This window comes from Arthrobacter sp. NPDC093125 (genome assembly GCF_044754225.1).
Classification (GTDB): Bacteria; Actinomycetota; Actinomycetes; order Actinomycetales; family Micrococcaceae; genus Arthrobacter.
Window position 1 is genome coordinate 144,769 of sequence record NZ_JBIVOQ010000005.1, and the last position, 22,532, is coordinate 167,300.

Sequence of the window (22,532 nt, forward strand, 5' to 3'; positions counted from 1 at the left end):
AACCGAGGCGGCCGCTTCTGCCGCCGGCGCTGGTAGGGTCTGCGCATGGATGAAAACCTGGGGAAGTTCATCGACGATTTTGCCCAACTCGTGCAGCTTGCGCAGTCCGGCCAGCACCGGATGCAGGCAGGAACGCAGCTACTGACCACGCTCACCGAACATCTTGGACTGCCCGCGGAAACACTGTCCGTTGTGGTGGAGGAGATACCCCCGCACAGGTTCGTCGATGCTGACATCCTGATGGCCGAACTTGCGGCCGAGAGCGGTGACTTCCGGCTGGTCGGCATCGGGGGCGGGGACCAGCGCCATCACCAGTCGCTGAGTGACATGCTGCAACAGTCCCAGTTCTTCCCGCAGTTCCCTCTGTCACAGCCCGATTACAGGAACCTCGCCATCGGGCCCGATGAGCAGCGCCAGGCAGTCGCCATGGGCCTGTGGCTGATCGAACACGGAGGACGTCCGCTGGCGGTGTGGCAGCGGGACGCGAACCCGCGGTTTGGACGGCCGTCAGCTTCCCTCGAGGTCCTGGCCGCTGACACCGGCAGCGCGGCGGAATTCCTCTCCGAGTTCCGGCTGCGAATGCAGCACCGAAGCGTCCTGAAGGGCCAGATAATTTCACTCGTCATGGGCGAATACGGGTCGAGCGCTGCGGGCGTCACCTTCCATGCCAGGCCTGCCTTGACGGCGTCAGAGGTCATTCTGCCCGAAGGGTTACTGCAGAAGGTGTCAGGTCATGCGCTCGGCATCGCCGAACACCGGGCGTCGCTCAGTGAATACGGGCAGCACCTCAAACGGGGCATCCTTCTCTACGGCAAGCCGGGAACGGGCAAAACCCATACTGTGCGCTATCTGCTGAGCCAGAGTTCAGGAACCACCGCCATCCTCCTGTCAGGTGGGTCGCTGGCCAGAATCTCAGAGGCCGCTATCATGGCCCGCGCGCTGCAGCCCTCCATCGTCGTTCTTGAAGACTGCGACCTGATTGCCGAGGACCGGAGCTTCGGGCACGGACCGCAGCCGTTGCTGTTCGAAGTCCTGGACGCCATGGACGGCCTGGACAAGGATGCAGACGTGGCCTTCGTCCTCACCACCAACCGCGTGGACATGCTGGAGCGTGCCCTGGCGCAGCGTCCAGGCCGGGTAGATCTGGCCGCGGAGATCCCGCTGCCGGCATTGGAAGAGCGCAGCAACCTCCTGAAACTCTACGCCCGCGGGATTCCCTTTAGCCCTGAGGCCGTTCAGGATGCGGCATCCCGCACCGAGGGGACCACCGCCTCCTTCGCCCGTGAAGTCGTCCGGCGGGCCGTTGTCGCTGCTGCCGTGGAAGGGGTTCCCGTTGACGACAGACACCTCGGCACCGCTGTCGACGGGCTGATGGCCGACGGCGAGGCGCTTACACAGAGCCTCCTGGGCAGCGGCGCCGGCGCCGCCTTCGGTGGAGATCCGATGCTTGCCAGGGATGTTTAGGGCAGACTGGTGACGTGAGCGGAATCCGGTGGGTGCTGCACGTCGATCTCGACCAGTTCATCGCGGCGGTCGAAGTGCTCCGGCGGCCGGAGCTTGCGGGCAAGCCGATCATTGTCGGCGGTCGGGGTGACCCCACGGAACGGGCCGTGGTGTCGACCGCATCCTACGAAGCCAGGGTGTTCGGCGTTGGTTCCGGAATGCCCCTACGGGTCGCGGCCCGGAAAGTGCCCGACGCTGTGATCCTGCCCGTCGATCAGGAGGCCTACCTCGCTGCGTCTGAAACGGTGATGGCTACCCTGCGCGAGCAGTCCGGTGCCACCGTGCAGGTGCTGGGCTGGGATGAAGCCTTTGTGGGCACTGAAACAGAGAATCCGGAGGCCTACGCCCGGCAGGTGCAGGCCGCCGTCCTGGAGCGAACGCAGCTGCATTGCAGCGTGGGCATCGGCGACACCCTGGTCCGGGCCAAGGTCGCCACCGGCTTCGGCAAGCCGGCCGGCGTCTTCCGACTCACGGCCGGGAACTGGCTCGAGGTCATGGGCAGTCGACCCACCAAGGACCTGTGGGGCGTCGGAACAAAAGTGTCGGGCCGGCTGGCCAAGCTCGGCATCAACACAGTCGCTGAGCTCGCCGCGTGCGACCCGCAAGACCTGGTTCCGGAGTTCGGCCCCCGGATGGGTCCTTGGTACGCGGAGCTCGGTCGCGGGGACGGCGCCAGCGTTGTGGACGACACCCCGTGGGTTGCCCGCGGGCACAGCCGGGAGACCACCTTCCAGCACGACCTGACCGAGCCTGCCCAGGTGGACGACGCCGTGAGGGGGCTGACAGCTCGTGTCCTTGAGGATGTTGTGGCTGAAGGACGGCCCGTGGTTGGGCTGACCCTCAAGGTTCGGTACGCGCCGTTCTTCACCAAGACCCACGCGAGGAAGATTCCCGAGACATTCGACCGGAACGAAATCCTCGCGCGGGCTTTGGACCTCGCGGCCGGAATCGAAGCGGGCCGTCCGATCCGGCTCCTGGGCCTGCGGGCCGAAATGGCGATGCCCGACGACGCCCGAAAGGGACATACGCCCACACGCGGCGGTTGGTGACGCCGTCGGGCACCAGGCCGCTTCGAATTAGCTCTACTCGGTGGACCCATCCTTTAATGCGGCATTAACGACAGCGGTCCGGGCTGGTTCTTTGACCGCGCCATCGCCGGTGCCCGGGGTCTCTGCAACGGGGGTTGATTTGCCGAAGCCCTTGAGCATCTCGATTACGTCGAACCCCGTGGTGTCCTTGAGCATCTGCGCGGTCTGTTGCACGCCCGAGGAAACATTCCTGCTCACTTGGCCTGCACCATCGTTGGAAATGACCGTCATGTTGCTGATCGCGCTCATCGGCGCGGCGATTTCTCTGGCAACGGAAGGCAGAACCTCCAAGAGCTTATTCAGGATTGCTGCCTCGTTGAACTCACTGTACGCCTTGGCCTGAGCTTCGATGGCTCCTGCTTCGGCCGTACCGCGAAGACCAATGACGTCAGCTTCCGCTATGCCCTTGGACTTCGTGACCTCAGCCTCGGCCAGACCACGGATCTTATTGATCTCGGTCTCGGCGTTGCCCTTGGCGGTGTTCGCTGCTGCCACTGCCTTCGCTTCGACCTCGTTACCGGCGGCCCTGAGCTTGCGGGTTTCGAGTTCAGCGGCAGCTTCGACCTTCGTGGCTTCCGAGATGCGGGTACGGCGTGCCAGGTCAGCGGCTGCTTCGGTTTCGACCTTGTACTTGGCAGCGTCCGCGGGCTTGCGGACCTCGATGTCAAGTTCTTTTTCGCGAAGCTCTGCTTGACGTGCAACAACCTGCTGGTTCTTGAGGATAATCAATTGCTGCTGGTCGGCCTGGGCTAGAGGGCCGGCCGCGTCGGCTTCTGCCTGACGTGCATCCGTTTCCTGCTTCAGTTCAGCACGGCGGAGAGCTAGTTTCTGCTCAGCTTCTGCCGTCTTCTGATCCGCGAGTGCCTTGGCTTCCGCAGCTTCCCGCTGAGAGTTCGCTTCCGCAATACTTGCGTTCCGTGCCACGAGGGCAGCCTCGGGGCGACCAAGATTTTTCAAGTAACCGCCTGCGTCGTCAACAGACTTGATCTGGAAGGTATCGATTACCAGTCCCTGGTTGGTCATCGAGTGCTCGGCTTCTTCCTTGACGGATGCTGCGAACTGCGCGCGGTCCTTGATGATCGCGTCAACGCTTAAGGTACCGACGATAGAACGCAAGGAGCCCGAGAGCGTCTCCTGGGTGTAGTGATCAATGGCGTCCTGCTGGTCAAGGAATCGCTGGGCTGCCTTGCGCACAGAGATCTTGTCACCACCGACCTTTACTTGTGCTACTCCAGTCAGCTTGAGCTGGATGCCGTTATTGGAGATGGCTTCGATGGTGACTTCAACTTGACGCGAAGACAGCGAAATGTGGCTGACGCGCTCCGTGATCGGGTTTACGAACGCACGGTTGTTGATAATGACGCGAGACTGATCATCGGATGTTTCATCCGTCGTGTTCGGGTCGCTCTTGCCGGTAATGAGCATTGCCTCGTTCGGTTTAGCGAACCGGATGCTTGAGGTGTAGAAGATGAATCCCGCGATGACTAGGAGGGCAAGTGCGCCCCCGCCGATCAACATTAATGTCATTGTTCCCCCTTGATGTGTCAGATCGCCGTGGTCATCGCCGATCATTGAAACCCCGGCGGCCTGCAAGGAGGTGGCATCGTGTCAGAAAATGCCAGCTTCGCAGTCGCGCCTGGTGTCTGCCACCAAACCTTAAGTCCAGTGGAGACATAGGAATCTTCTCCCGTGCACGGAATTATGACTAGCTTTCTGGCAACGGCCCGGTGGGAGGGGAACATCCGGGGTCAATTAAGGTTCGGTAAGTGAATTCACTTTTACGGTCGTGAGAGAACAAGTGAAGGCGCCAAAACCGCCGTGGCGAATTGTTGCTAACTCGTGCCGTGCAGAGCACGCCCGGGCGTAAAAGGATGCTGCTACGTTCGGATAAGAGCAGTTGCGACGTTGGTTAGAAACGGCCGAGCCCTGAGGAGCATGCACCGTGGTCAGAGCAGTCTGGAACGGCGCCGTCATCGCGGAAAGCGATGCCACGGTGAAGGTTGAGGGAAACCATTATTTTCCGAGGTCCTCGGTGAACGCGGAGTATCTGGAGGAGAGTGCGCACCACACCTTCTGCGGCTGGAAGGGGGAGGCGAGCTATTACACGCTTGTCGTGAACGGCCAGCGGAACCGGGACGCCGCGTGGTACTACGCCGAGCCCAAGCCCCGCGCGGAACAGATCCGGCATCGCGTTGCCTTTTGGCAGGGGGTGGCTATCGAGGAGTGAGGCCGCTCCCGATCGCAGTTCAGAGGGCGATAGGGTGATCTCAGCTTGTTACTGCGTCGAAGGGGTCAACGTTGACTGCTGCTCTGCCGGAACTCGCGGAAGGCGATTTCTATTACCAGGACCTGGGCCGGGGCCGCTTCCGCTCCACCATCCACGCCCAGGGGGCTTGGAACGAGCACGAACAGCACATGGCGCCGGCCTCCGGGCTGCTCGCAGACCGGCTGGAACGGCACGAGCCGCGCAGCGACATGCGGATGGCGCGCCTCAGCTACGAAATCCTGGGTCTGATTCCCGGCGGCGAATTCGAGGTCAGGACCACCACACTCCGGCCGGGCCGGACCATTGAGCTCCTGCAGGCGGAGCTGATGGCGGCGGGACGGGCCATCATCCGCGCGACGGCCTGGCGGATGATCACAAGCGACACTTCCGGCGTCGCCGCCGTCGAGGATGTCCCCATCCCCTCGCCGCACGACTGCAAGCCGTACGACGGCGCCAGCGTTTGGCCCGGCGGATACATCCGTTCGCTGGAAATGCGTGTTGCGGAAGGGCACAGGCCCGGGGCCGGGAAGGTCTGGCTGCGGACAGACCATCCGCTCACTGATGCCAAGGACAGCACGGACATGGCACGTCTGGTTGGACTCGTGGACACGGCGAACGGCATCGCAACGCGGGTGCCGCCGGGCAAAGGCAGCTACGCTTTCCCCAACCTGGACCTGCAGATCCACATGCACCGCCGGCCGGAGGGCGAATGGCTCGGGCTGGACAACGCAGTGTCGTTCGGCGCGGACGGAATCGGGCTCACCTCGACGGTGCTGCATGACGTTGCCGGGCCGTTCGGTCGCGCGGAACAGATACTGACACTGCGCAAGAGCTGATCCCGCCCGCGGGAGCATCCGGACCGCCGCTGTCTGAAGCAGCCGGCGTCCGTAGCCGGCCGATGCAAAGGGGCGGGACAGCGACGGCGTACCCTAGATGGGGCCGTGGGACTTCAGAGCGGCAGATTCGGCCATTGGCCTGCCACGACCGGCAACGGACCATGATTTTGAGGGAGCTAGCGACATGCAGCAGGCCGCGACCGGAGCACGGACCTTGACGGTTGTCCGCCAGCACAATTCCCTCGGAGCGGCCCGCGACCTGGATTTCGGGATTGAGCTGCTGGGACTGGTAAAGACCGGGCAGGTCGGACCGACGCTGAGGCTGTACCGCCCGGCGCCGACGGTCGCCTTCGGCCAGCGCGACGCACACCTCCCCGGGTTCGAAACAGCGGCGCAGGCATGCAGGGAACTGGGCTTCGAGCCGCTCATCCGCAAGGCGGGCGGACGCGCCGCCGCCTATCACGAGGGGACGCTGATTGTGGACCACGTGGAGCCCCACACAGACGCCATCGCGGGCGCCAAAGGCCGGTTTGCGTTCTTCGGGGAGATGATGGCGGAGGCGCTGCGGAGCACCGGCGTTCCGGCCGCCGTCGGCGAGATTCCGGGGGAGTACTGCCCGGGCGAGTTCAGCGTCCACGGGATCCACCCGCAGGACCCCGTGCACCGCGTCAAGCTGGTAGGAACAGCGCAGCGCGTCGTATCCGGCGGCTGGCTGTTCAGTTCGGTCATCGTGGTGGAGAACTCGGCGCCCATCCGCAATGTCCTGACAGCCAGTTATGCTGCGCTCGGGCTTGACTGGGATCCTGCCACAGCGGGGGCAGTGAATGACCTCGTGCCGCAGGTGGACGTGCAGGCCGTCGAGGACGCTGTGATCAAGACGTACGGAACCTATGCGTCGCTGACAGACGCGGACTTCAGCAGCCTGCGCCAGTAACTGCCGAGGGTCCGGCCTGACCGGAAGAAAGCACTGCAACGACAAAGTGGGGAACCAGTGGACTTATTAGCCGGCGTCAGCGGTGACGGACTCCGACTCCTTCCCTGGGTTGCGGCCATCGGCTTCGCGCTGGTGACCGCTGTTCTGCGTCCACGCAGAATTCATCTGGTTGCTCTGGGCACCGTTCTGCTCTTCGCCGCCCTCAGCGCAGGCGCCGGGGTCTACGTCCTGAATCACGTTGGTGATGCCCGGTGGTCCGCCGGGGAAGAATCGCGGCTGAGCGCGCCGTCGTTCTCGGGGACACCGCTGGTGGGCCAGTTCCTGGGCCCCCTCGACTCGGTCCTGAACCAAGTGGTCGGGGGAGTGAACGAGTTTTTGGCGCTCCAGCAGGCCCTTCCGGTGGCGCTGGACTTCTTTGCCGCGGCCGGCTGGGCCCTCCTGGTGTCGTTTCCGCTGGCCATCGTCGCCGTTGCCGTCAGTTATGCCGAGACCAGGCGCCGGCGGGCCGAATTCGAAGACTACCGGGCCGCCGTCGACCTGCTCAAAGGTGAGGTGGAGACGCTCAAGCGGCAGATCACGTCGGGTAATTCCGTCGACACCGCACCCCGCACAGAGGACGATTAAAGGACGGCTGACGATTAAGTCAGCGGATGATTAATAGGGGACAGCCGCACTAGGGAGGTCAGTGATGTGCTACTCGTCGCAGAAGGATTTCGGCTGGGACACCACAAAGGATACCGAGCGGAAGCCTGAAGCCCGCCGGGAGCCAGTGCCCCCTCAGCACGCGGAACCGCGGACCGAGTCGGACGAGTCACGGCTGTGGACCTTCCTGGCCCGCCGGAGGGAGTACCAGGCGCGGAAGCCGATGGGTGACCGTATCGACGAAAAAGTCTAGGCACCGCTGGAAGGCGCCGCCGATGCGGTGCCTTGAGCGTCCGCAGGCAGATCCAGATTCGCGCTCAGGGCGCGATTCCGCCCACGTCCTATTCCCCTCGCGTCCTATTCCCCTCACGTCCTATTCCGCTCACGTCCGATTCCTTTCAGGGAACCAACAGGAAAGCGGCCAGCACTGCCATCAGGACGGCGATGGCGCCGTCGAGAATGCGCCAGGCCCCGGGCCTGGCGAAGACCGGGGCGAGGAACCGTGCGCCGAACCCGAGCACGCTGAACCAGGCCGTGCTGCCGGCGATCGCGCCCCAGGCGAACGGCCACCGGCCCTCCTCGCCGTGGTCGGCAGCGAGCGATCCCAGCAGCACCACGGTGTCCAGATAGACGTGCGGGTTCAGCCAAGTCAGTGCGACGGCGGTTCCCACCGCAGCTGCCAGGGTGCCGGATGCGGACGCGCCCGTGGCCGTCAGGGAGCCGGGCCGCAAAGCCCGGCGGGCGGCTAAAAGCGCGTATGCGAGCAGAAAGGCGGCGCCGGCCCAGCGCACAACAGTCAGTGCCAGCGGCACTGACTCGATGAGCGCGCCGACTCCGGCCACACCCGCCGCGATCAGGAGCGCGTCGCTGGCGATGCACACCGCCACGATGGGAAGCATGTGTTCGCGCCGCAGCCCCTGGCGCAGGACGAAGGCGTTTTGTGCGCCGATGGCGATGATAAGAGAGAGGCCTGCGCCAAAGCCGGTGACCAGGGCGCCAATTGTTCCTGTGATTTCCACCCGACCGACTGTAGGCGGAGGACAACTGTCAGTACAGCTAAACTTTCTTACCTAGAGTAAGGAAAACTAACGATGGATGCCACAACTGAGCAGCTGAGAACGCTGGCGGCAGTGCTGGACCACGGGACTTTCGACCGGGCAGCGGCAGCACTGCACGTCACCTCTTCCGCCATCAGCCAGAGGATCAAGGCGCTGGAGCAGCAGACCGGGCGAGTGCTGCTGATCCGCAGCAAGCCTGTCAGGCCCACGACGTCCGGTAGCGTCATTGTGCGTCTGGCCCGCCAGGTGGCGCTCCTCGAGAGCGAGGCGATGGATGAACTGGGGCTGGAAGGGGCAGGCGCCCGTCCGCGCATACCGCTCGTCATCAACGCGGACTCCCTCGCCACGTGGGTGCTGCCGGCCTTGGCGGGAGTGGAGCGCGCGAGCTTCGAGATCACCGTCGATGATCAGGACCACTCCATTGAGCGCCTCAGGGAAGGCACGGCAATGGCGGCCATCACTTCGGATCCTGAGCCGGTGCAGGGCTGCACGGTCCGGCCGCTGGGCATCATGCGCTACCGCGCCGTGGCCAGCCTCGCCTTCGTGGAACAGTGGCTGCCGGCAGGGTTTAGCGATGAGGTGTTGTCTGAGGCTCCGGTGGTCGTCTTCGACCGGAAGGATGCGCTCCAGGACCGCTACCTTGAGGGCCGGCTGGAGCCAGGGGCGAAGTACCCGCCGCGGCACTTCGTTCCCGCGTCCTCGGATTTCATGCGGGCGATCGAACTCGGCCTGGGCTGGGGCATGCTGCCCGACCTTCAGTCCCGGCCGCTTCTCGACGCAGGCACCCTCACCGTCCTCGACAACAAAGGGCATGTGGACGTTCCGCTGTACTGGCAGCAGTGGTCCATTGAATCAGCGACGCTTAAACGTGTAGCCGCCGCCTTGGGGAAGGCGGCGGCTACAAGTCTGCGCTGACTGCCGCGGCCGAGGGCGGCGGCGGCAGGCTGAAAGCGCGCCTAAGCGGCGAGGCGGTTCTTGACCTCGGCTGCCGACGGGTTCGTGGCGGCCGTTCCGTCCGGGAAGAGGACGGTGGGAACGGTGCGGTTGCCGCCGTTGATCTGCTCGACGAGCTCGGCGGTGCCCTCTACCTCTTCGATGTTGATTTCGGTGTAGCCGATTCCCTGGGCATCCAGCTGCTTCTTGAGTCGGTTGCAGTAGCCGCACCAGGTGGTGGAAAACATGGTGATGGCGCCGTCTTCGGGGGTGAAGTCCACGTGAGCTCCTCAGGAGTAGGTTCGTACCGGTCGGTTTCGTTCCAGTCAACGGTAACCCGTGTGCCGGTATTCCCCAGCCTGTGTTGCGGTGGCATGCTGGTGCCATGTGTGGACGTTACGTGATGGCCAGGGCTGTCGGGGATCTGCTGGCGGAATTCGACGCTGAACTTGAGAACGACGTCGAGATACCGCCTTCGTGGAACATCGCTCCGACTGATGATGCCCCCATTGTTTTGGAACGGCTGATCGACGACGCCCCGGTCCGGCAGCTGCACGTTGCCCGCTGGGGCCTGGTGCCATCGTGGGCGAAAGACATCCGCGGCGGGGCGAAGATGATCAACGCCCGCAGCGAGACGGTGCTGGAGAAGCCCGCTTTCCGAAAGGCCGTGCAGTCGCGCCGCTGCGCCGTTCCTGCCGACGGCTATTACGAGTGGAAGCAGGGTGAAGGGCGCAGCAAGCAGCCATACTACGTCCACCCCAGGGACGAGTCCGCCATGGCCTTCGCGGGACTCTATGAGTGGTGGAAGGACCCGTCCGTGCCACCAGGGGAACCCGGCCAGTGGGTGCTCTCAATGTCCATCATGACGGCGGACTCGCCGCCGGCAGGTGCCGAAGGCACGATCTTCGCCGAGCTCACGGCGCTGCACGACCGGGTGCCGCTGCCCATGGGCCGGGAGACCATGGCCGCCTGGCTGGACCCGCAGGTGGATGATGCTGCCGGGCTGGTGGACTTCGTGCGGTCGGGCGTGAAGGAGGTCGCCGCGGGCTGGCGGGTGGATTCGGTTGGCCAGGCGGTTGGGAACGTACGCAACAATTCGCCGGAGCTCGTCGAGCCGGTCGCGGCGCTCTTCTAGCGCGGCGCCCCCAGCGCCCCCGGCGCCGTCCGCATCAGACGGTGACCCGTCCGTCGTCGTCCACTGCCCAGGTGGGGTTGAAGGCAATCTCCCACCGGAAGCCGTCCGGATCGGCGAAGTAGCCGGTGTAGCCGCCCCAGGGCTGTGTCTTCGGAGGGGATACGACGGCGGCACCTGCGGCCTCCGCTTCTGCCATCACCTTGTCGACTTCGGCGGCGCTTCCCACGTTATGGCTGAGCGTGATGCAGGGGACTGGGCCGGGAGCTTCAACGCCCGCTTCGGACTGCATCTGGCCGGCGTCCCAGAGCGAGAGTATAAGTCCGTGGTTGGCCTGGATGAACACCACCTCGGGGAATTCCCGGTGGACGGGCCAGCCGAGGCCCTCAACATAGAAGCTGCGGGAGGCGGCCACGCTGCGCACTCCCAAAGAAATAAAATCGACTCGGGGCTGCATGGTTCGATACTGTCATGGACATGCCCACAAATCACGGAGACGATAAAAGCGCCCAGGCTGACAGGGAACAGCTCGCCGCTGTACGGATCGCCGTGGACGAGGTGGATGACCAGATCGTCACCCTGATTGCGCGGCGCGAACGCCTGATCAGGATTGCGGGGACGCTGAAGGGCGATGACGCTGAAGTGCGGGCTCCGGGGCGGGTGGAACGCGTGATTGAACATGTCCGTTCCGCGGCCGAGAAAAAGGAAATCGACCCGGACATAGTCGAAAGCACTTACCGGGCCATGATCTCGAAGTTCATCGAACTTGAGATGAAAATCCACAACGAGAACAGCTGAGCGGGCACGCGCCCGTTTTACAACGGCCTATCCTGGCCGTCCGTGCAGTCTGAGCTGCAAGCGCGCTGCGCTCGCAGGCGGTCTCGCCGGTGGCAAGAGGGCTAAAGCGATTCCTCTACCGGCACCCCAGACTGGAATTCCCGGCCGTCAGCCTCGCTGAAGGCTGACATCAGGTGTCCCTTCTCAAGGCCGAGCACCGTGCTCATGGGGAACTTGCCCGTGATGGTGTTGCCGGAATGCTCAACGCTTTCGACGTCGAAGTTTTCCTCCGTGCCGTCATGGCTGAACGCGTACATCGACACGGCTTCGCCGTTCATGAACTCTATTCCAAGCCTCCGTTGGTGCGAGTAGTCCGGAGTTGCAGCGACGAGCCCCACGACGAAGGCGCCCGATCCTGGAATATTGCCGTCAATATCGAATTTGGCCACCAGGTTGGTGTCTTTGGCGGCGATGCTTACGTGCTTCAGGAGTGCGTCATTGGAACTCATGGCTCCATCCTGCCCTCTGCGCCGCCGTCCGTCCACACCTCACCTAGGTTTTGTCGGGGACCCGGCGTAGACTGTTCTTATTCGAATACATATTCGAACGCTCCCACATCTACAGCAGGTTGATTTCGGTTCCGGAGGCACGAGTGGGCATGTTCAGTGAGTCCGTGGACGTTGTCTGCGGACCCGATGGCCTGCCTGCCGAGCTGCATTGGGGAGGCCGGAAATATTCGGTCTGCGCTGAACCGGTGCATTGGTTTGAACGCCGCCAGTGGTGGGCCGAGGAACAACGCGCTCCGTTGGGCGGCGGCCAGGGACTTGTGGACCACGAGATCTGGCGCGTCCAGGTTGTTCCTGCTGAGTCCGGCCCTGACAGGAAGGCTCCTGACGCGGGTGCCCCTGACGGGAGTGCCCCCGACGGGAAAACACCTGCTGCTTCTGACCACCTGACCCTTGACTTAGTCCGGCACACCGGCAGCGGACGCTGGCGGCTGCTCCGGATCCACGACGCCCTCCGGCCCAAGACAGCATGAGCTTTACACATCTCCACGTTTCCACCGCCTTCAGCGCCCACTACGGGGTCTCTTGGCCGGATGAGCTCGCCCAGTCGGCGGCTGCCGCCGGGGCCACCGCCCTTGCCTGCACCGACAGGGACGGGCTGTACGGAACGGTAAAGCACCTCAAGGCCTGCATGGCAGCAGGTCTTGACCCTGTCATCGGAGTGGACCTCGCCATTTTCGACGACGGCGCAGACCTGCGCAGCCAGCCCGGCGGCCGCGTCGTGGTGCTGGCCCATGGGAACACCAACGGCGCCGGATACAGGGCGCTCTGCCGGCTGATTTCAGATGCCCACGCCCGGACCACCGGGAAGGCTGGGGGAGCAGTGCCTGTTGCCGTGACCCGGGCCGAACTGGCATCAAGGGTCCTTGATCCCGAAACCCTCAGACCGGTCCTCACCGTGCTCGTAGGTCCTGATTCCGACGTCGGGCGTGCCATGGGAGGGCGCCGTTACCTCCGGCCCCGCACCCTGTTCAAGGGCTGGCTTGATGCCCTGCCGGCCGGAAGCATCGTTGCCGAAGTCGTCTCCCACCTCAGCCCCCCGGGACAGGCGCTCAGCACAGCGCACGCCGTCCGCATGCTCAAACTTGCCCAGGAGTTCAGCATCCCTGCCGTCCTGACCAACGCCGTCAGATACTGCGCCGAGGACGGAGCAGCTACTGCCGACGTTCTGGACTCAGCACGCACCCTCAAATCGTTGCCCGAACTTTCCTCAGCTCCGTTGCTCCAGCCCACCGGGCAGGGCTGGTTGAAATCGCCCGCGCAGATGCTGCAGCTGGCCAAGGAAATCATTTCAGCCGCCGGATACGGTGCAGCCGACCTCCAGGTGCTGCTTGCGCAAACGGAGGCGCTCGCGGACCGCTGCAGGATGGATCCCAGCACCGATATGGGATGGAAGCAGCCGGTGGTTCCGGAAGCATCGGTGATTGGCATCGAAGGAGATCCGCTGGCGGAGCTGGTGCAGCGGTGCGAGGCCGGCGTGGGGCGCCGGTTCCCCGGGATCTCCGGCCAGGCGGAGGCTGACATGCGCGCCCGGCTTGAGCACGAACTGAAAATCATCTCCAACCTTGGCTTCGCCTCCTACTTCCTGACCGTGGCTGAAGTGTCGCGGATGATCCTGGACATGGGGGTCAGGGCCGCCGCCAGGGGATCCGGGGCTTCAAGCCTTGTCAATTACCTGATCGATGTCAGCCAGGTAAATCCGCTGCAGCATGACCTGATCTTTGAGCGGTTCCTGTCACGGGACAGGTCCACGCTGCCGGATATCGACATCGACGTCGAAAGCGCGGAGCGGCACAACGTCTACCGCAGAATCTTCGACCGTTTTGGCTCCCAGCGGGTGACGCTCATGAGCATGCAGAACGGGTACCGTGCACGCGGTGCCGTCCGCGACGCCGGAATGGCGCTGGGCATGGACGAAAACGATGTTGGTGAGATCGCCAAGCAGCTGTGGCGGTTCTCGGCCCGCAAGTTCCGGGAAGCGCTTGAGGAAAAGCCTGAGCTTCGTGAATTTGCGGACCGGGTGGAGCAGCGGGACTTTTCCGGCAACCAGCAGCTGGATCTGCTCGTTGACCTCACCGAGCGCCTGGACCGGCTTCCCCGCCACATATCCATGCACCCTTGCGGGGTGATCCTGGGTGATGCCACGCTCCTGGACAGGACACCCGTCCAGCCCAGCGGGCTGGGACTGCCCATGAGCCAGTTCGACAAGCACGACATGGATCCCATGGGCATGCTCAAACTGGATGTGCTGGGAGTCCGGATGCAAAGCGCCATGGCATTTGCGGTGCGGGAAATCATCCGCATCCACCCGTCCAAAGCCGAGGTGGTGTCGGCGGGCGCACATCCGACCCGGCCGGACGGCACGGGCCCTGACTACATCAGCGAGGACGGCTTCATCGACCTCAACGCGGTGCCGCTGGATGACGAGCCAACCTATGAACTGATCCGGAGCACCCACACCTTGGGCTGCTTCCAGATCGAATCGCCGGGCCAGCGGGAGCTCGTGGGCAAATTGGCGCCCCGGGAATTCAATGACCTCATCATCGATATTTCCCTGTTCCGGCCGGGCCCCATGAAATCGGACATGGTGCGGCCGTTCCTGGAGCACCGGCATGGATTCGCGCCGGAGGTCTATCCCCATCCGGACCTGAAGCCCGTGCTGCAGGAAACCCACGGGGTGACCGTGTTCCACGAACAGATCCTGAGGACCTTCGACGTGATGACGGGCTGCGGGTTGGCGAAGGCCGACGAGTTCCGCAGGGCGTTGAGCAACGAGGTCATGGAATCCCAGGTGGAGGAGTTCTTCCGCCGCGAGGCAAAAGCCAAGGGGTATTCTCCTGACGTCGTCGACAAGGTCTGGGGGACACTGAAATCGTTCGCCAGCTTTGGCTTCTGCAAGGCCCACGGCGCGGCCTTTGCCGTACCCACCTACCAGTCGGCCTGGCTGAAAACACATCATCCCGAGGCGTTCCTTGCCGGGTTGTGGGAGCACGATCCTGGTATGTATCCCAAACGCCTCCTTGTCGCCGAGGCCCGCCGGCTCGGCATCCCCATTCTTCCGCTGGATATCAACCGCAGCGGGGATGAGTACCGGGTGGAACGAGTCGGTGAGGGCCCGGAGCGCGGGAAACTGGGTATCAGGCTGAGCCTGAAAGGCATCTACGGGCTTTCAGGGGCGGAGCTAAAAAGGCTAGTGGCAGGGCAGCCGTATGACTCCCTGGCTGATCTCAGGGCACGGGCACGGCTGACGAAACCGAGCATCAGGAGACTCGCTCAACTGGGCGCCTTCGATTCCCTCCACCGGGAGTCGGGCGGTACTGCCAACAGGGCCGACCTTGTCCAGCACCTTCAGAACCTGCAGACCGGCCAGCCCAAAAAGGGAACAGAGGTCATTGAGGGCCAGCTGGCCCTGCCTCTGGGGGATGTCGAGCTAAGGAACGTCAAGGCTGAACTCCCGCCGCCAACACTGGTCGAGAATGTCAGGGCTGAACTGGACCTCATGGCCGTGGACGTCAGCGAGCACCTGATGTCCAGCCACCGCCCCCTGCTGGACAGGCTCGGCGTCACCACCGCGGACAAACTCCTGGGTTTGAGGAACGGCACCGAGGTTCTGGTGGCCGGAGTCCGCGTCGCCACCCAGACGCCGCCCATGCGCGGGGGCAGAAGGGTGGTGTTCATCAGCATTGATGACGGCACCGGATGCGTGGATGCTGTGTTCTTCCATGAGGCGCAGGAGTTGGCAGGACCCCTGCTGTTCGGAACCCGGCTCCTCCTCATCCGCGGAACCACCAGGAGAACCGGTCCGCGTGGCATCAGCCTCAGCGCCAGCATGGCCTGGGACCTCAGCAGGGTTGAAACCCTGCCCTTCCCGGAAGGCACAGTCACTTCCCGGAATGATCCTGGTGGCGGGCCGGACAATGGAAGGCCGCTTCCGGGCACCGTCATTCCGGAGGAGTTCCGGAGCCCCGGGCCGCTGAGCGGAATCGGCCGGAACCTTGCCATCACCGGGCTCGGCGGATGACCTTTCCCTGCCCGTCCCTGCCGTGTCCCGCTTTGGCTGGCCTCAGCCCTTACGGATACGATTGACGAGGCTGGCTGTGGTCCCCGTACGCCACAAGCTACGAAGCCTTAACTTTGAATAGGAGACACCCGTGTCAGATGCCCAGCAGATCACCCTCATCGTCGATGGCGAAGAGATGAAGGTGACTACCGGGACCACCGGCGCGGAGCTCTTCTTCGACCGCCGCGAAGTGGTTGTTGCCCGCGTCGACGGAGTACTCAAGGACCTGGACCAGCCGCTTCCCGAAGGTGCTGAAGTCGAGGGCGTCACCATCGACTCCCCGGACGGCCTCAACGTACTGCGCCACTCCACAGCCCACGTGATGGCCCAGGCCGTGCAGCAGCTGCGCCCTGACGCCAAGCTCGGCATCGGTCCCTACATTACGGACGGCTTTTACTTCGACTTCGACGTCGCGGAACCCTTCACACCCGAAGACCTCCGGCAGCTGGAAAAGATGATGCTCAAAATCGTCAACCAGAACCAGAAGTTCGTGCGGCGCGTCGTGTCCGAGGACGAGGCCCGCGAAGCCATGAAGAACGAGCCCTACAAGCTGGAACTGCTGGGCAAGAAAAACGAGGCCGCAGAAGCGGGAGAGGGCGTCAACGTCGAGGTCGGCGCAGGGGACATCACCATCTACGACAACGTCGACCGCAAGAGCGGCGACAACGTCTGGTGCGACCTGTGCCGGGGACCGCACCTGCCCAACACCAAGCTCATCTCCAACGCCTTCGCCCTGACCCGCTCCTCCGCCGCCTACTGGCTGGGCAACCAGAACAACCAGCAGCTGCAGCGCATCTACGGCACGGCCTGGCCCACCAAGGACGCGCTGAAGGCATACCAGGAGCGCATCGCCGAGGCCGAGCGCCGCGACCACCGCAAGCTCGGCGCCGAGCTGGACCTGTTCTCCTTTCCGGATGAGCTGGGCTCCGGCCTGCCGGTGTTCCACCCCAAGGGCGGCATCATCCGCAAGGCCATGGAGGACTACTCGCGCCAGCGCCACGTGGACGCCGGTTACGAGTTCGTCTACACGCCCCACATCACCAAGGGCCACCTCTACGAAGTCTCCGGCCACCTTGACTGGTACAGGGAAGGCATGTTCCCCGCGATGCACATCGACGCGGAACTCAACGACGACGGAACCGTGCGCAAGCCCGGCCAGGACTACTACCTGAAGCCGATGAACTGCCCCATGCACAACCTCATCTTCCGCTCCCGCGGACGCTCCTACCGGGAGCTGCCGCTGCGGCTGTTCGAATTCGGGTCGGTCTACCGCTACGAGAAGTCCGGCGTGGTGCACGGCCTGACCCGCGTCCGCGGCATGACACAGGACGACGCCCACATCTACTGCACCCGCGAGCAGATGAAGGACGAGCTCACCACCACGCTGAACTTCGTCCTGGGCCTGCTCAAGGACTACGGCCTGGATGATTTCTACCTGGAGCTGTCCACCAAGAACGAGGACAAGTTCGTCGGTGACGACACCACCTGGGAGGAAGCCACCCGCACGCTGGCCGAGGTAGCTGAAGCCTCCGGGCTTGAGCTGGTACCGGATCCCGGGGGAGCCGCGTTCTACGGCCCGAAGATCTCGGTCCAGGCCAAGGACGCGCTGGGACGCACCTGGCAGATGTCCACCATCCAGCTGGACTTCAACCTGCCCGAACGCTTCGAGCTGGAGTACCAGGCTGCAGACGGCACCCGCCAGCGCCCTGTCATGATCCACCGTGCCCTGTTCGGCTCAGTGGAGCGCTTCATGGGCGTGCTCACCGAGCACTATGCCGGCGCCTTCCCGGCCTGGCTCGCCCCGGTCCAGGTGGTCGGGATTCCCGTAGCGGAAACCTTCAACGACTACATGTTCAACGTCGTGGACCAGCTCAAGGCTGCCGGCATCCGCGCCGAGGTAGACATCTCCTCGGACCGTTTCCCGAAGAAGATCCGCACGGCCAGCAAGGACAAGATCCCCTTCGTCCTGATCGCCGGCGGCGAGGACGCCGAAGCCGGTGCGGTGTCGTTCCGTTTCCGCGACGGCAGCCAGGACAACGGCGTGCCGGTGGCCGAGGCGGTCCAGCGGATCGTGGACGCCGTCCGCAACCGGACCAGCTAGCCACACGGACGAGAGGAACGGACGAGAGGGACACGTGCAGGAGAATACGGGCGAAGGCTATCCGGGCGACGCCGAGGTGACGGACGATTTCGGCCTCGCCGGCGTACCGGATGCTTTCCAGCGACTGTGGACTCCGCACCGCATGGCGTACATCAAGGGCGGGCAGCACCAGTTCAAGAACCAGGATGACTGCCCCTTCTGTGTTGCTCCCAGCCGCACAGATGAGGAATCCCTGATCGTGTACCGCGGCCGTACCAGCTACGTTGTGCTGAACCTCTTTCCCTACAACCCCGGCCACCTGCTGGTGTGCCCCTACCGGCACATACCGGACTACACGGACCTCACCGTGGAGGAGACCTCCGAATTTGCCGACCTCACGCAGACCGCCATGCGCGTGCTGCGGAAGGTCGCGAATCCCGGCGGGTTCAACCTGGGCATGAACCAGGGAGTCGTTGGCGGGGCCGGGATCGCGGGCCACCTGCACCAGCACGTCGTTCCGCGCTGGGGCGGGGACGGGAACTTCTTCCCGATCATCGCCCAGACCAAGGCGATCACCCAGACCCTTGACGAGGTGCGCCAGCAGGTTGCCGACGCCTGGCCGGGGGAGACGCATGCTGAATAGGCATGCCCGCGGGTTCTTCACCGCGCTCTTCTCTCCGCTGGCCCGCTGGCTGCTCAAGATCGGTGTTTCGCCCGACGCCATCACGATAGTCGGCACCGCCGGCGTGGTGGTCGGTGCCCTCGTGTTCTACCCGATGGGCCACCTCCTGTGGGGAACCCTTTTTATTACGGCCTTCATCTTCTCCGACGTCATCGACGGCATCATGGCGCGGATGCAGGACCGGGGCGGCTCGTGGGGCAACTTCCTGGACTCAACCCTGGACAGGCTGGCCGACGGCGCACTGTTCGCCGGCCTTGCCATCTGGTTCTTCACCGGAGGCGCCGATACGGCGATAGCCGTGGCCGCCGTCGTCTGCCTTGTCCTGGGAATGGTGGTGTCCTACGTCAGGGCCAAGGCCGAGTCCCTCGGGTTCCAGGCAAACGTGGGCATCGCCGAGCGTGCTGAACGGCTGGTGTCGGTGCTTGTTGTCACCGGCCTGACCGGACTCGGGCTGCCGCCCATCGTGCTGCTGGTGACGCTCGTCGTGCTGGCCGGCGCCAGCCTCATCACTGTGGTCCAGCGCGTGCTGGCCGTCCGCCGCCAGGCATGCCAGGGCACCCCGCAGTCCTGATGAAATCCTGATTAAGCCCGGCCGCCGTGGTGGGACTACTATTAGAAATACCTGGTCAATGGATCCGGTAATCCGGTGTGTGCGAATTGCGGCATTCGCGTGCCGCCCGCGCCGGGCCGCGAGAGCGGATCCAGCAACATCTATCTACCCATAGGGGTTTTTGTGTCTACACCTGATGTAAGCAGCGAAGCCGGCTCGTCCGCCAACAGCGTGACGGGCAGCAGCCGTGTCAAGCGGGGCATGGCTGAGATGCTCAAGGGCGGCGTCATCATGGACGTCGTCAATGTCGAACAGGCCCGCATCGCCGAAGACGCCGGTGCCGTTGCCGTTATGGCGCTCGAACGCGTCCCGGCCGACATCCGCGCCCAGGGCGGCGTGTCCCGCATGTCCGATCCGGACATGATCGACAAGATCATTGAGGCCGTTTCCGTCCCGGTCATGGCCAAGGCCCGCATCGGCCACTTCGTCGAGGCCCAGGTCCTGCAGTCCCTGGGCGTGGACTACATTGACGAGTCCGAGGTCCTGACCCCGGCCGACTATGCCAACCACATCGACAAGTGGGAATTCACCGTTCCCTTCGTCTGCGGTGCCACCAACCTCGGTGAGGCCCTGCGCCGCATCAACGAAGGGGCGGCCATGATCCGTTCCAAGGGCGAGGCCGGCACCGGCGACGTTTCCAACGCCACCACGCACATGCGCCAGATCCGCGCCGAACTGCGCCGCCTGACCTCCCTGCCGGAGGACGAGCTGTACGTCGCGGCCAAGGAACTGCAGGCACCGTACGAACTGGTCAAGGAAGTCGCCGCCACCGGCAAGCTCCCCGTGGTGCTGTTCACCGCCGGCGGCATCGCCACCCCGGCCGACGCCGCCATGATGATGCAGCTCGGCGCCGACGGCGTCTTCGTCGGCTCCGGCATCTTCAAGTCCGGCAACCCGGCCCAGCGCGCCGCCGCCGTCGTGAAGGCCACCACCTTCTTCGATGACCCGGACGTCATCGCCAAGGCCTCCCGCGGCCTGGGCGAAGCCATGGTCGGCATCAACGTCGACGAGATCCCGCAGCCGCACCGCCTCGCCGAGCGCGGCTGGTAACACCCGTTCAACTGCCTCTCCCCAAACTCGGCGCCGAGGCGCCCTGTTTGCGGAGCCTCTGCAGTTTCTCTTACTAAGCCGAGAGACTGCGGAATAGGCGCCAGAGCCTTAACCACGACGGCGGGTGGTCACCTTCTCGAAGGTGGCCACCCGCCGTCGTGCGTTTAACCCAACTAGGTAGCAGCACAGGCCGTTCCCAGCGCTGGGAACGGCCTGTGCTGCTACCCAGTTGGGGAGTGGGGGCGCATGCCGTGGCGGCTACCTGGCGGAGTTACTGCAGGCCGCGCCGTTTGAGCAGCGGCTCGAGGGCGGCGTCACGGCCGCGGAAGGTGCGGAACGACTCCAGCGGATCCCGGCTGTTCCCGCGGGACAGAAGTTCCGCGCGGAAGTAGTCGCCGTTGGCCCGGTTCAGCCCGCCGTTGTCGATGAACCAGTCCACGGTCTCGGCGTCCAGGACCTCACTCCAGATGTAGGAATAATAACCGGCCGCGTAGTAGTCGCCGGCGAAGATGTGCTGGAAGTAGCCGGTGCGGTACCGCGGCGGGATGAGGGTGTGCGCAACTCCCGCCGCGGCGAGGGCCTTCGCCTCGAATTCGAGCGCATCCTCGGGAACGCTGTCAGCGTCCAGCACATGCCACGCCAGGTCCAGCAGCGCCGCACCAAGGTATTCGGTGGTGCCGAAGCCCTCGCCCCAGAGCCGTGACTCGTTCAGCCGGTCAACGACGTCCTGGGGGAGCGGCTCGCCGGTGCTGTGGTGGCGGGCGTAGTTCGCCAGCACCTCGGGCCACATGATCCACATTTCGTTGACCTGGGACGGGTACTCCACGAAGTCGCGGGGCACACTGGTTCCCGAAAACCGCGGATAGGTGACCTTCGAGAACAGCCCGTGCAGGGCGTGTCCGAACTCGTGGAAAACGGTGCGGACCTCGTCCAGGGTCAGCAGGGTGGGTTCACCCGCGGGCGGCTTGGAGATGTTGAGGTTGTTGATCACCACGGGCCGGTCGCCCAGGAGGTCCGACTGCTCCACCAGCGAATTCATCCACGCGCCGCCCCGCTTGGACTCGCGCGTGTAGTAGTCGCCCAGGAAGAGGCCCAGTGCGGTGCCGTCCTCGTTGCGCACCTCCCAAACGCGGACATCGGGGTGGTAGCCGGAGAGGTCCGGACGTTCGTGGAAGGTCACGCCGTACAGGGACGTGGCTGCGAAAAACACGCCGTCCGCCAGAACACGGTCCAGCTCGAAGTAGGGCCGGATGGCCTGCTCGTCCACGTCGTACCGTTCGCGGCGAACCTTTGCCGAGTAGTAGGCCCAGTCCCAGGCCTCCAGCCTGTGGCCGGCGGTCTGAGCCAGGGCCGCGGCTTCGGCGTCTGCGTTGCGGACGGCCGGGGGCGCGAGGCGGCTGAGCATGGACCGGACTTCCTCGAAGTCGGGCGCGGTCTGCCTGTCGACGACGAGTTCGGCGTAGTTGCCGTATCCAAGCAGGACGGCCTTCTCGGCACGCAGCCGGGCCATGGACCTCACGAGGTCCAGTACGTCAAGGCTGCCTCCGCTGCTGCCCCTGGCGATCGACGCCTCGTACAGGCGCCGGCGGACGTCACGGTTCTCCAGCGACGCCAAAGCCGGCTGGTTGCTCGGCTGGATCAGGGTCAGCAGGTACTTGCCCTCGTGCCCGGCCACGCGGGCGGCCTCGGCGGCGCTGGCGATCTCATCGGCCGGCAGCCCTGCCAGGTCCGCGGCATCGTCGAGCAGCAGGGCAGCCTTTTTCATGGCCTCCTTGACGCGCTGGCCGAACTCCGTGCCCAGCCGTGACAGCTCCGCGTTCAGCTCCTTCAGCTGCGCCTGGCCCTCGTCATCGAGCTGGATTCCGGACTGGCGGAATTCCTTGAGGTATTCCTCGACCAGCCGGGCCGATTCCGCATTAAGGCCTGCTGTATCGATGGCAGCGAACCGCTCGTACAGCTCCCGGTTGAGGTAGACGGCGTCCTGATGGGCGGAGAACCGCGGGGACAGCTCAGTCTCCAGTTCCTGGATTGCGTCCGAGGCATCGGCCGAGACCAGCGTAAAGAAGGAGGCTGCGGCGCGCTGCAGCAGGCGCCCGGAACGCTCCATCGCCAGGGCCGTGTTCTCAAAGCCGGGCGTCTCGGGGTTCTCCACAATGGCGCGGATTTCGTCGAGGTGTTCTGCGAGGCCCGCGTCCACTGCCTCGGCATAATGGGTGTCCTCGATGGCTGCAAAGGGAGGCAGCCCGAACGGCAGGCTGCTTGGGGTCAGCAGGGGGTTAGTCATGACGCAACACTTTCATGCAGGGAGGGTGTTC

General features: G+C 64.5%; 22 protein-coding genes. 16 read left to right on the top strand and 6 right to left on the bottom strand.

Translation table 11 applies throughout. The annotated features are described in order from the left end of the window. The first annotated feature begins 45 nt into the window (after positions 1–45). Together ACIP9X_RS12320 and ACIP9X_RS12325 are read left to right on the top strand one after the other, a co-directional pair. Entirely contained in the window at positions 46–1,464 is a 1,419-nt protein-coding gene (locus tag ACIP9X_RS12320) for an AAA family ATPase (protein ID WP_400480024.1), read from the top strand. A 32-nt stretch (positions 1,465–1,496) separates the two neighbouring features. Next, on the top strand, positions 1,497–2,552 hold the full coding sequence (locus ACIP9X_RS12325; RefSeq protein WP_400480155.1) for a DNA polymerase IV: 1,056 nt from the start codon (positions 1,497–1,499) through the stop codon (positions 2,550–2,552). Positions 2,553–2,585: 33 nt separating this feature from the next. Here the strand turns inward: ACIP9X_RS12325 and ACIP9X_RS12330 are convergent, their stop codons facing one another. After that, a complete protein-coding gene (locus ACIP9X_RS12330; protein ID WP_400480025.1) occupies positions 2,586–4,163 on the bottom strand; it encodes a flotillin family protein in 1,578 nt (525 codons plus the stop codon). Positions 4,164–4,533: 370 nt separating this feature from the next. Between ACIP9X_RS12330 and ACIP9X_RS12335 the strand changes: the two genes are divergently transcribed. The 5 genes from ACIP9X_RS12335 to ACIP9X_RS12355 all read left to right on the top strand — a co-directional run bounded on the left by ACIP9X_RS12335 (position 4,534) and on the right by ACIP9X_RS12355 (position 7,522). Continuing rightward, complete coding sequence (locus tag ACIP9X_RS12335; protein WP_400480026.1) at positions 4,534–4,818, top strand: DUF427 domain-containing protein; 285 nt, start codon at positions 4,534–4,536, stop codon at positions 4,816–4,818. A 71-nt stretch (positions 4,819–4,889) separates the two neighbouring features. Beyond that, the gene (locus ACIP9X_RS12340) at positions 4,890–5,693 is read left to right on the top strand and encodes a thioesterase family protein (RefSeq protein WP_400480027.1); all 804 of its coding nucleotides are present in this window, start codon (positions 4,890–4,892) and stop codon (positions 5,691–5,693) included. 184 nt (positions 5,694–5,877) lie between these two features. Next, complete coding sequence (locus ACIP9X_RS12345; RefSeq protein ID WP_400480028.1) at positions 5,878–6,627, top strand: biotin/lipoate A/B protein ligase family protein; 750 nt, start codon at positions 5,878–5,880, stop codon at positions 6,625–6,627. Between the two features lie 57 nt (positions 6,628–6,684). After that, entirely contained in the window at positions 6,685–7,251 is a 567-nt protein-coding gene (locus tag ACIP9X_RS12350; protein ID WP_400480029.1) for a hypothetical protein, read from the top strand. Positions 7,252–7,315: 64 nt separating this feature from the next. Then, complete coding sequence (locus tag ACIP9X_RS12355; protein WP_400480030.1) at positions 7,316–7,522, top strand: hypothetical protein; 207 nt, start codon at positions 7,316–7,318, stop codon at positions 7,520–7,522. A 145-nt stretch (positions 7,523–7,667) separates the two neighbouring features. On the opposite strand, the gene ACIP9X_RS12360 is transcribed toward ACIP9X_RS12355, so the two are convergent. Then, positions 7,668–8,288, bottom strand: a complete 621-nt coding sequence (locus ACIP9X_RS12360) for a LysE/ArgO family amino acid transporter (protein WP_400480031.1) — start codon at positions 8,286–8,288, stop codon at positions 7,668–7,670. Positions 8,289–8,360: 72 nt separating this feature from the next. Here ACIP9X_RS12360 and ACIP9X_RS12365 point away from each other — a divergent pair, with 72 nt between their 5' ends. Next, entirely contained in the window at positions 8,361–9,242 is an 882-nt protein-coding gene (locus ACIP9X_RS12365; RefSeq protein WP_400480032.1) for a LysR family transcriptional regulator ArgP, read from the top strand. A 41-nt stretch (positions 9,243–9,283) separates the two neighbouring features. On the opposite strand, the gene ACIP9X_RS12370 is transcribed toward ACIP9X_RS12365, so the two are convergent. Then, a complete protein-coding gene (locus ACIP9X_RS12370) occupies positions 9,284–9,541 on the bottom strand; it encodes a mycoredoxin (protein ID WP_400480033.1) in 258 nt (85 codons plus the stop codon). Between the two features lie 104 nt (positions 9,542–9,645). Here ACIP9X_RS12370 and ACIP9X_RS12375 point away from each other — a divergent pair, with 104 nt between their 5' ends. Continuing rightward, positions 9,646–10,395, top strand: a complete 750-nt coding sequence (locus tag ACIP9X_RS12375; RefSeq protein ID WP_400480034.1) for an SOS response-associated peptidase — start codon at positions 9,646–9,648, stop codon at positions 10,393–10,395. Positions 10,396–10,429: 34 nt separating this feature from the next. Here the strand turns inward: ACIP9X_RS12375 and ACIP9X_RS12380 are convergent, their stop codons facing one another. Continuing rightward, positions 10,430–10,849 carry a VOC family protein gene (locus ACIP9X_RS12380; protein WP_400480035.1) on the bottom strand — a complete coding sequence of 140 codons (420 nt, stop codon included), beginning with the start codon at positions 10,847–10,849 and terminating at the stop codon, positions 10,430–10,432. A gap of 14 nt (positions 10,850–10,863) precedes the next feature. Here ACIP9X_RS12380 and ACIP9X_RS12385 point away from each other — a divergent pair, with 14 nt between their 5' ends. Continuing rightward, entirely contained in the window at positions 10,864–11,190 is a 327-nt protein-coding gene (locus ACIP9X_RS12385) for a chorismate mutase (protein ID WP_400480036.1), read from the top strand. A 101-nt stretch (positions 11,191–11,291) separates the two neighbouring features. On the opposite strand, the gene ACIP9X_RS12390 is transcribed toward ACIP9X_RS12385, so the two are convergent. Next, a complete protein-coding gene (locus tag ACIP9X_RS12390; protein ID WP_400480037.1) occupies positions 11,292–11,678 on the bottom strand; it encodes a hypothetical protein in 387 nt (128 codons plus the stop codon). Between the two features lie 143 nt (positions 11,679–11,821). Between ACIP9X_RS12390 and ACIP9X_RS12395 the strand changes: the two genes are divergently transcribed. The 6 genes from ACIP9X_RS12395 (at position 11,822) to pdxS (ending at position 20,217) form a co-directional block, all read left to right on the top strand. Continuing rightward, positions 11,822–12,208, top strand: a complete 387-nt coding sequence (locus tag ACIP9X_RS12395; RefSeq protein ID WP_400480038.1) for a DUF6504 family protein — start codon at positions 11,822–11,824, stop codon at positions 12,206–12,208. Further along, complete coding sequence (locus ACIP9X_RS12400) at positions 12,205–15,756, top strand: DNA polymerase III subunit alpha (protein WP_400480039.1); 3,552 nt, start codon at positions 12,205–12,207, stop codon at positions 15,754–15,756. Before ACIP9X_RS12395 ends, ACIP9X_RS12400 begins: the two co-directional genes overlap by 4 nt. Positions 15,757–15,931: 175 nt before the next feature. Next, positions 15,932–17,896: a threonine--tRNA ligase gene (gene thrS, locus ACIP9X_RS12405; protein ID WP_400480156.1), complete on the top strand. Its 1,965-nt coding sequence runs from the start codon at positions 15,932–15,934 to the stop codon at positions 17,894–17,896. Between the two features lie 34 nt (positions 17,897–17,930). Beyond that, entirely contained in the window at positions 17,931–18,518 is a 588-nt protein-coding gene (locus ACIP9X_RS12410) for an HIT family protein (protein WP_400480040.1), read from the top strand. Next, complete coding sequence (gene pgsA / locus ACIP9X_RS12415; RefSeq protein ID WP_400480041.1) at positions 18,508–19,128, top strand: phosphatidylinositol phosphate synthase; 621 nt, start codon at positions 18,508–18,510, stop codon at positions 19,126–19,128. The genes ACIP9X_RS12410 and pgsA overlap by 11 nt, the downstream gene beginning before the upstream one ends. Before the next feature lie 162 nt (positions 19,129–19,290). Then, entirely contained in the window at positions 19,291–20,217 is a 927-nt protein-coding gene (gene pdxS, locus ACIP9X_RS12420; RefSeq protein WP_400480042.1) for a pyridoxal 5'-phosphate synthase lyase subunit PdxS, read from the top strand. A gap of 271 nt (positions 20,218–20,488) precedes the next feature. On the opposite strand, the gene ACIP9X_RS12425 is transcribed toward pdxS, so the two are convergent. Beyond that, positions 20,489–22,501: a M3 family metallopeptidase gene (locus tag ACIP9X_RS12425; protein WP_400480043.1), complete on the bottom strand. Its 2,013-nt coding sequence runs from the start codon at positions 22,499–22,501 to the stop codon at positions 20,489–20,491. Between the last annotated feature and the right edge of the window lie 31 nt (positions 22,502–22,532).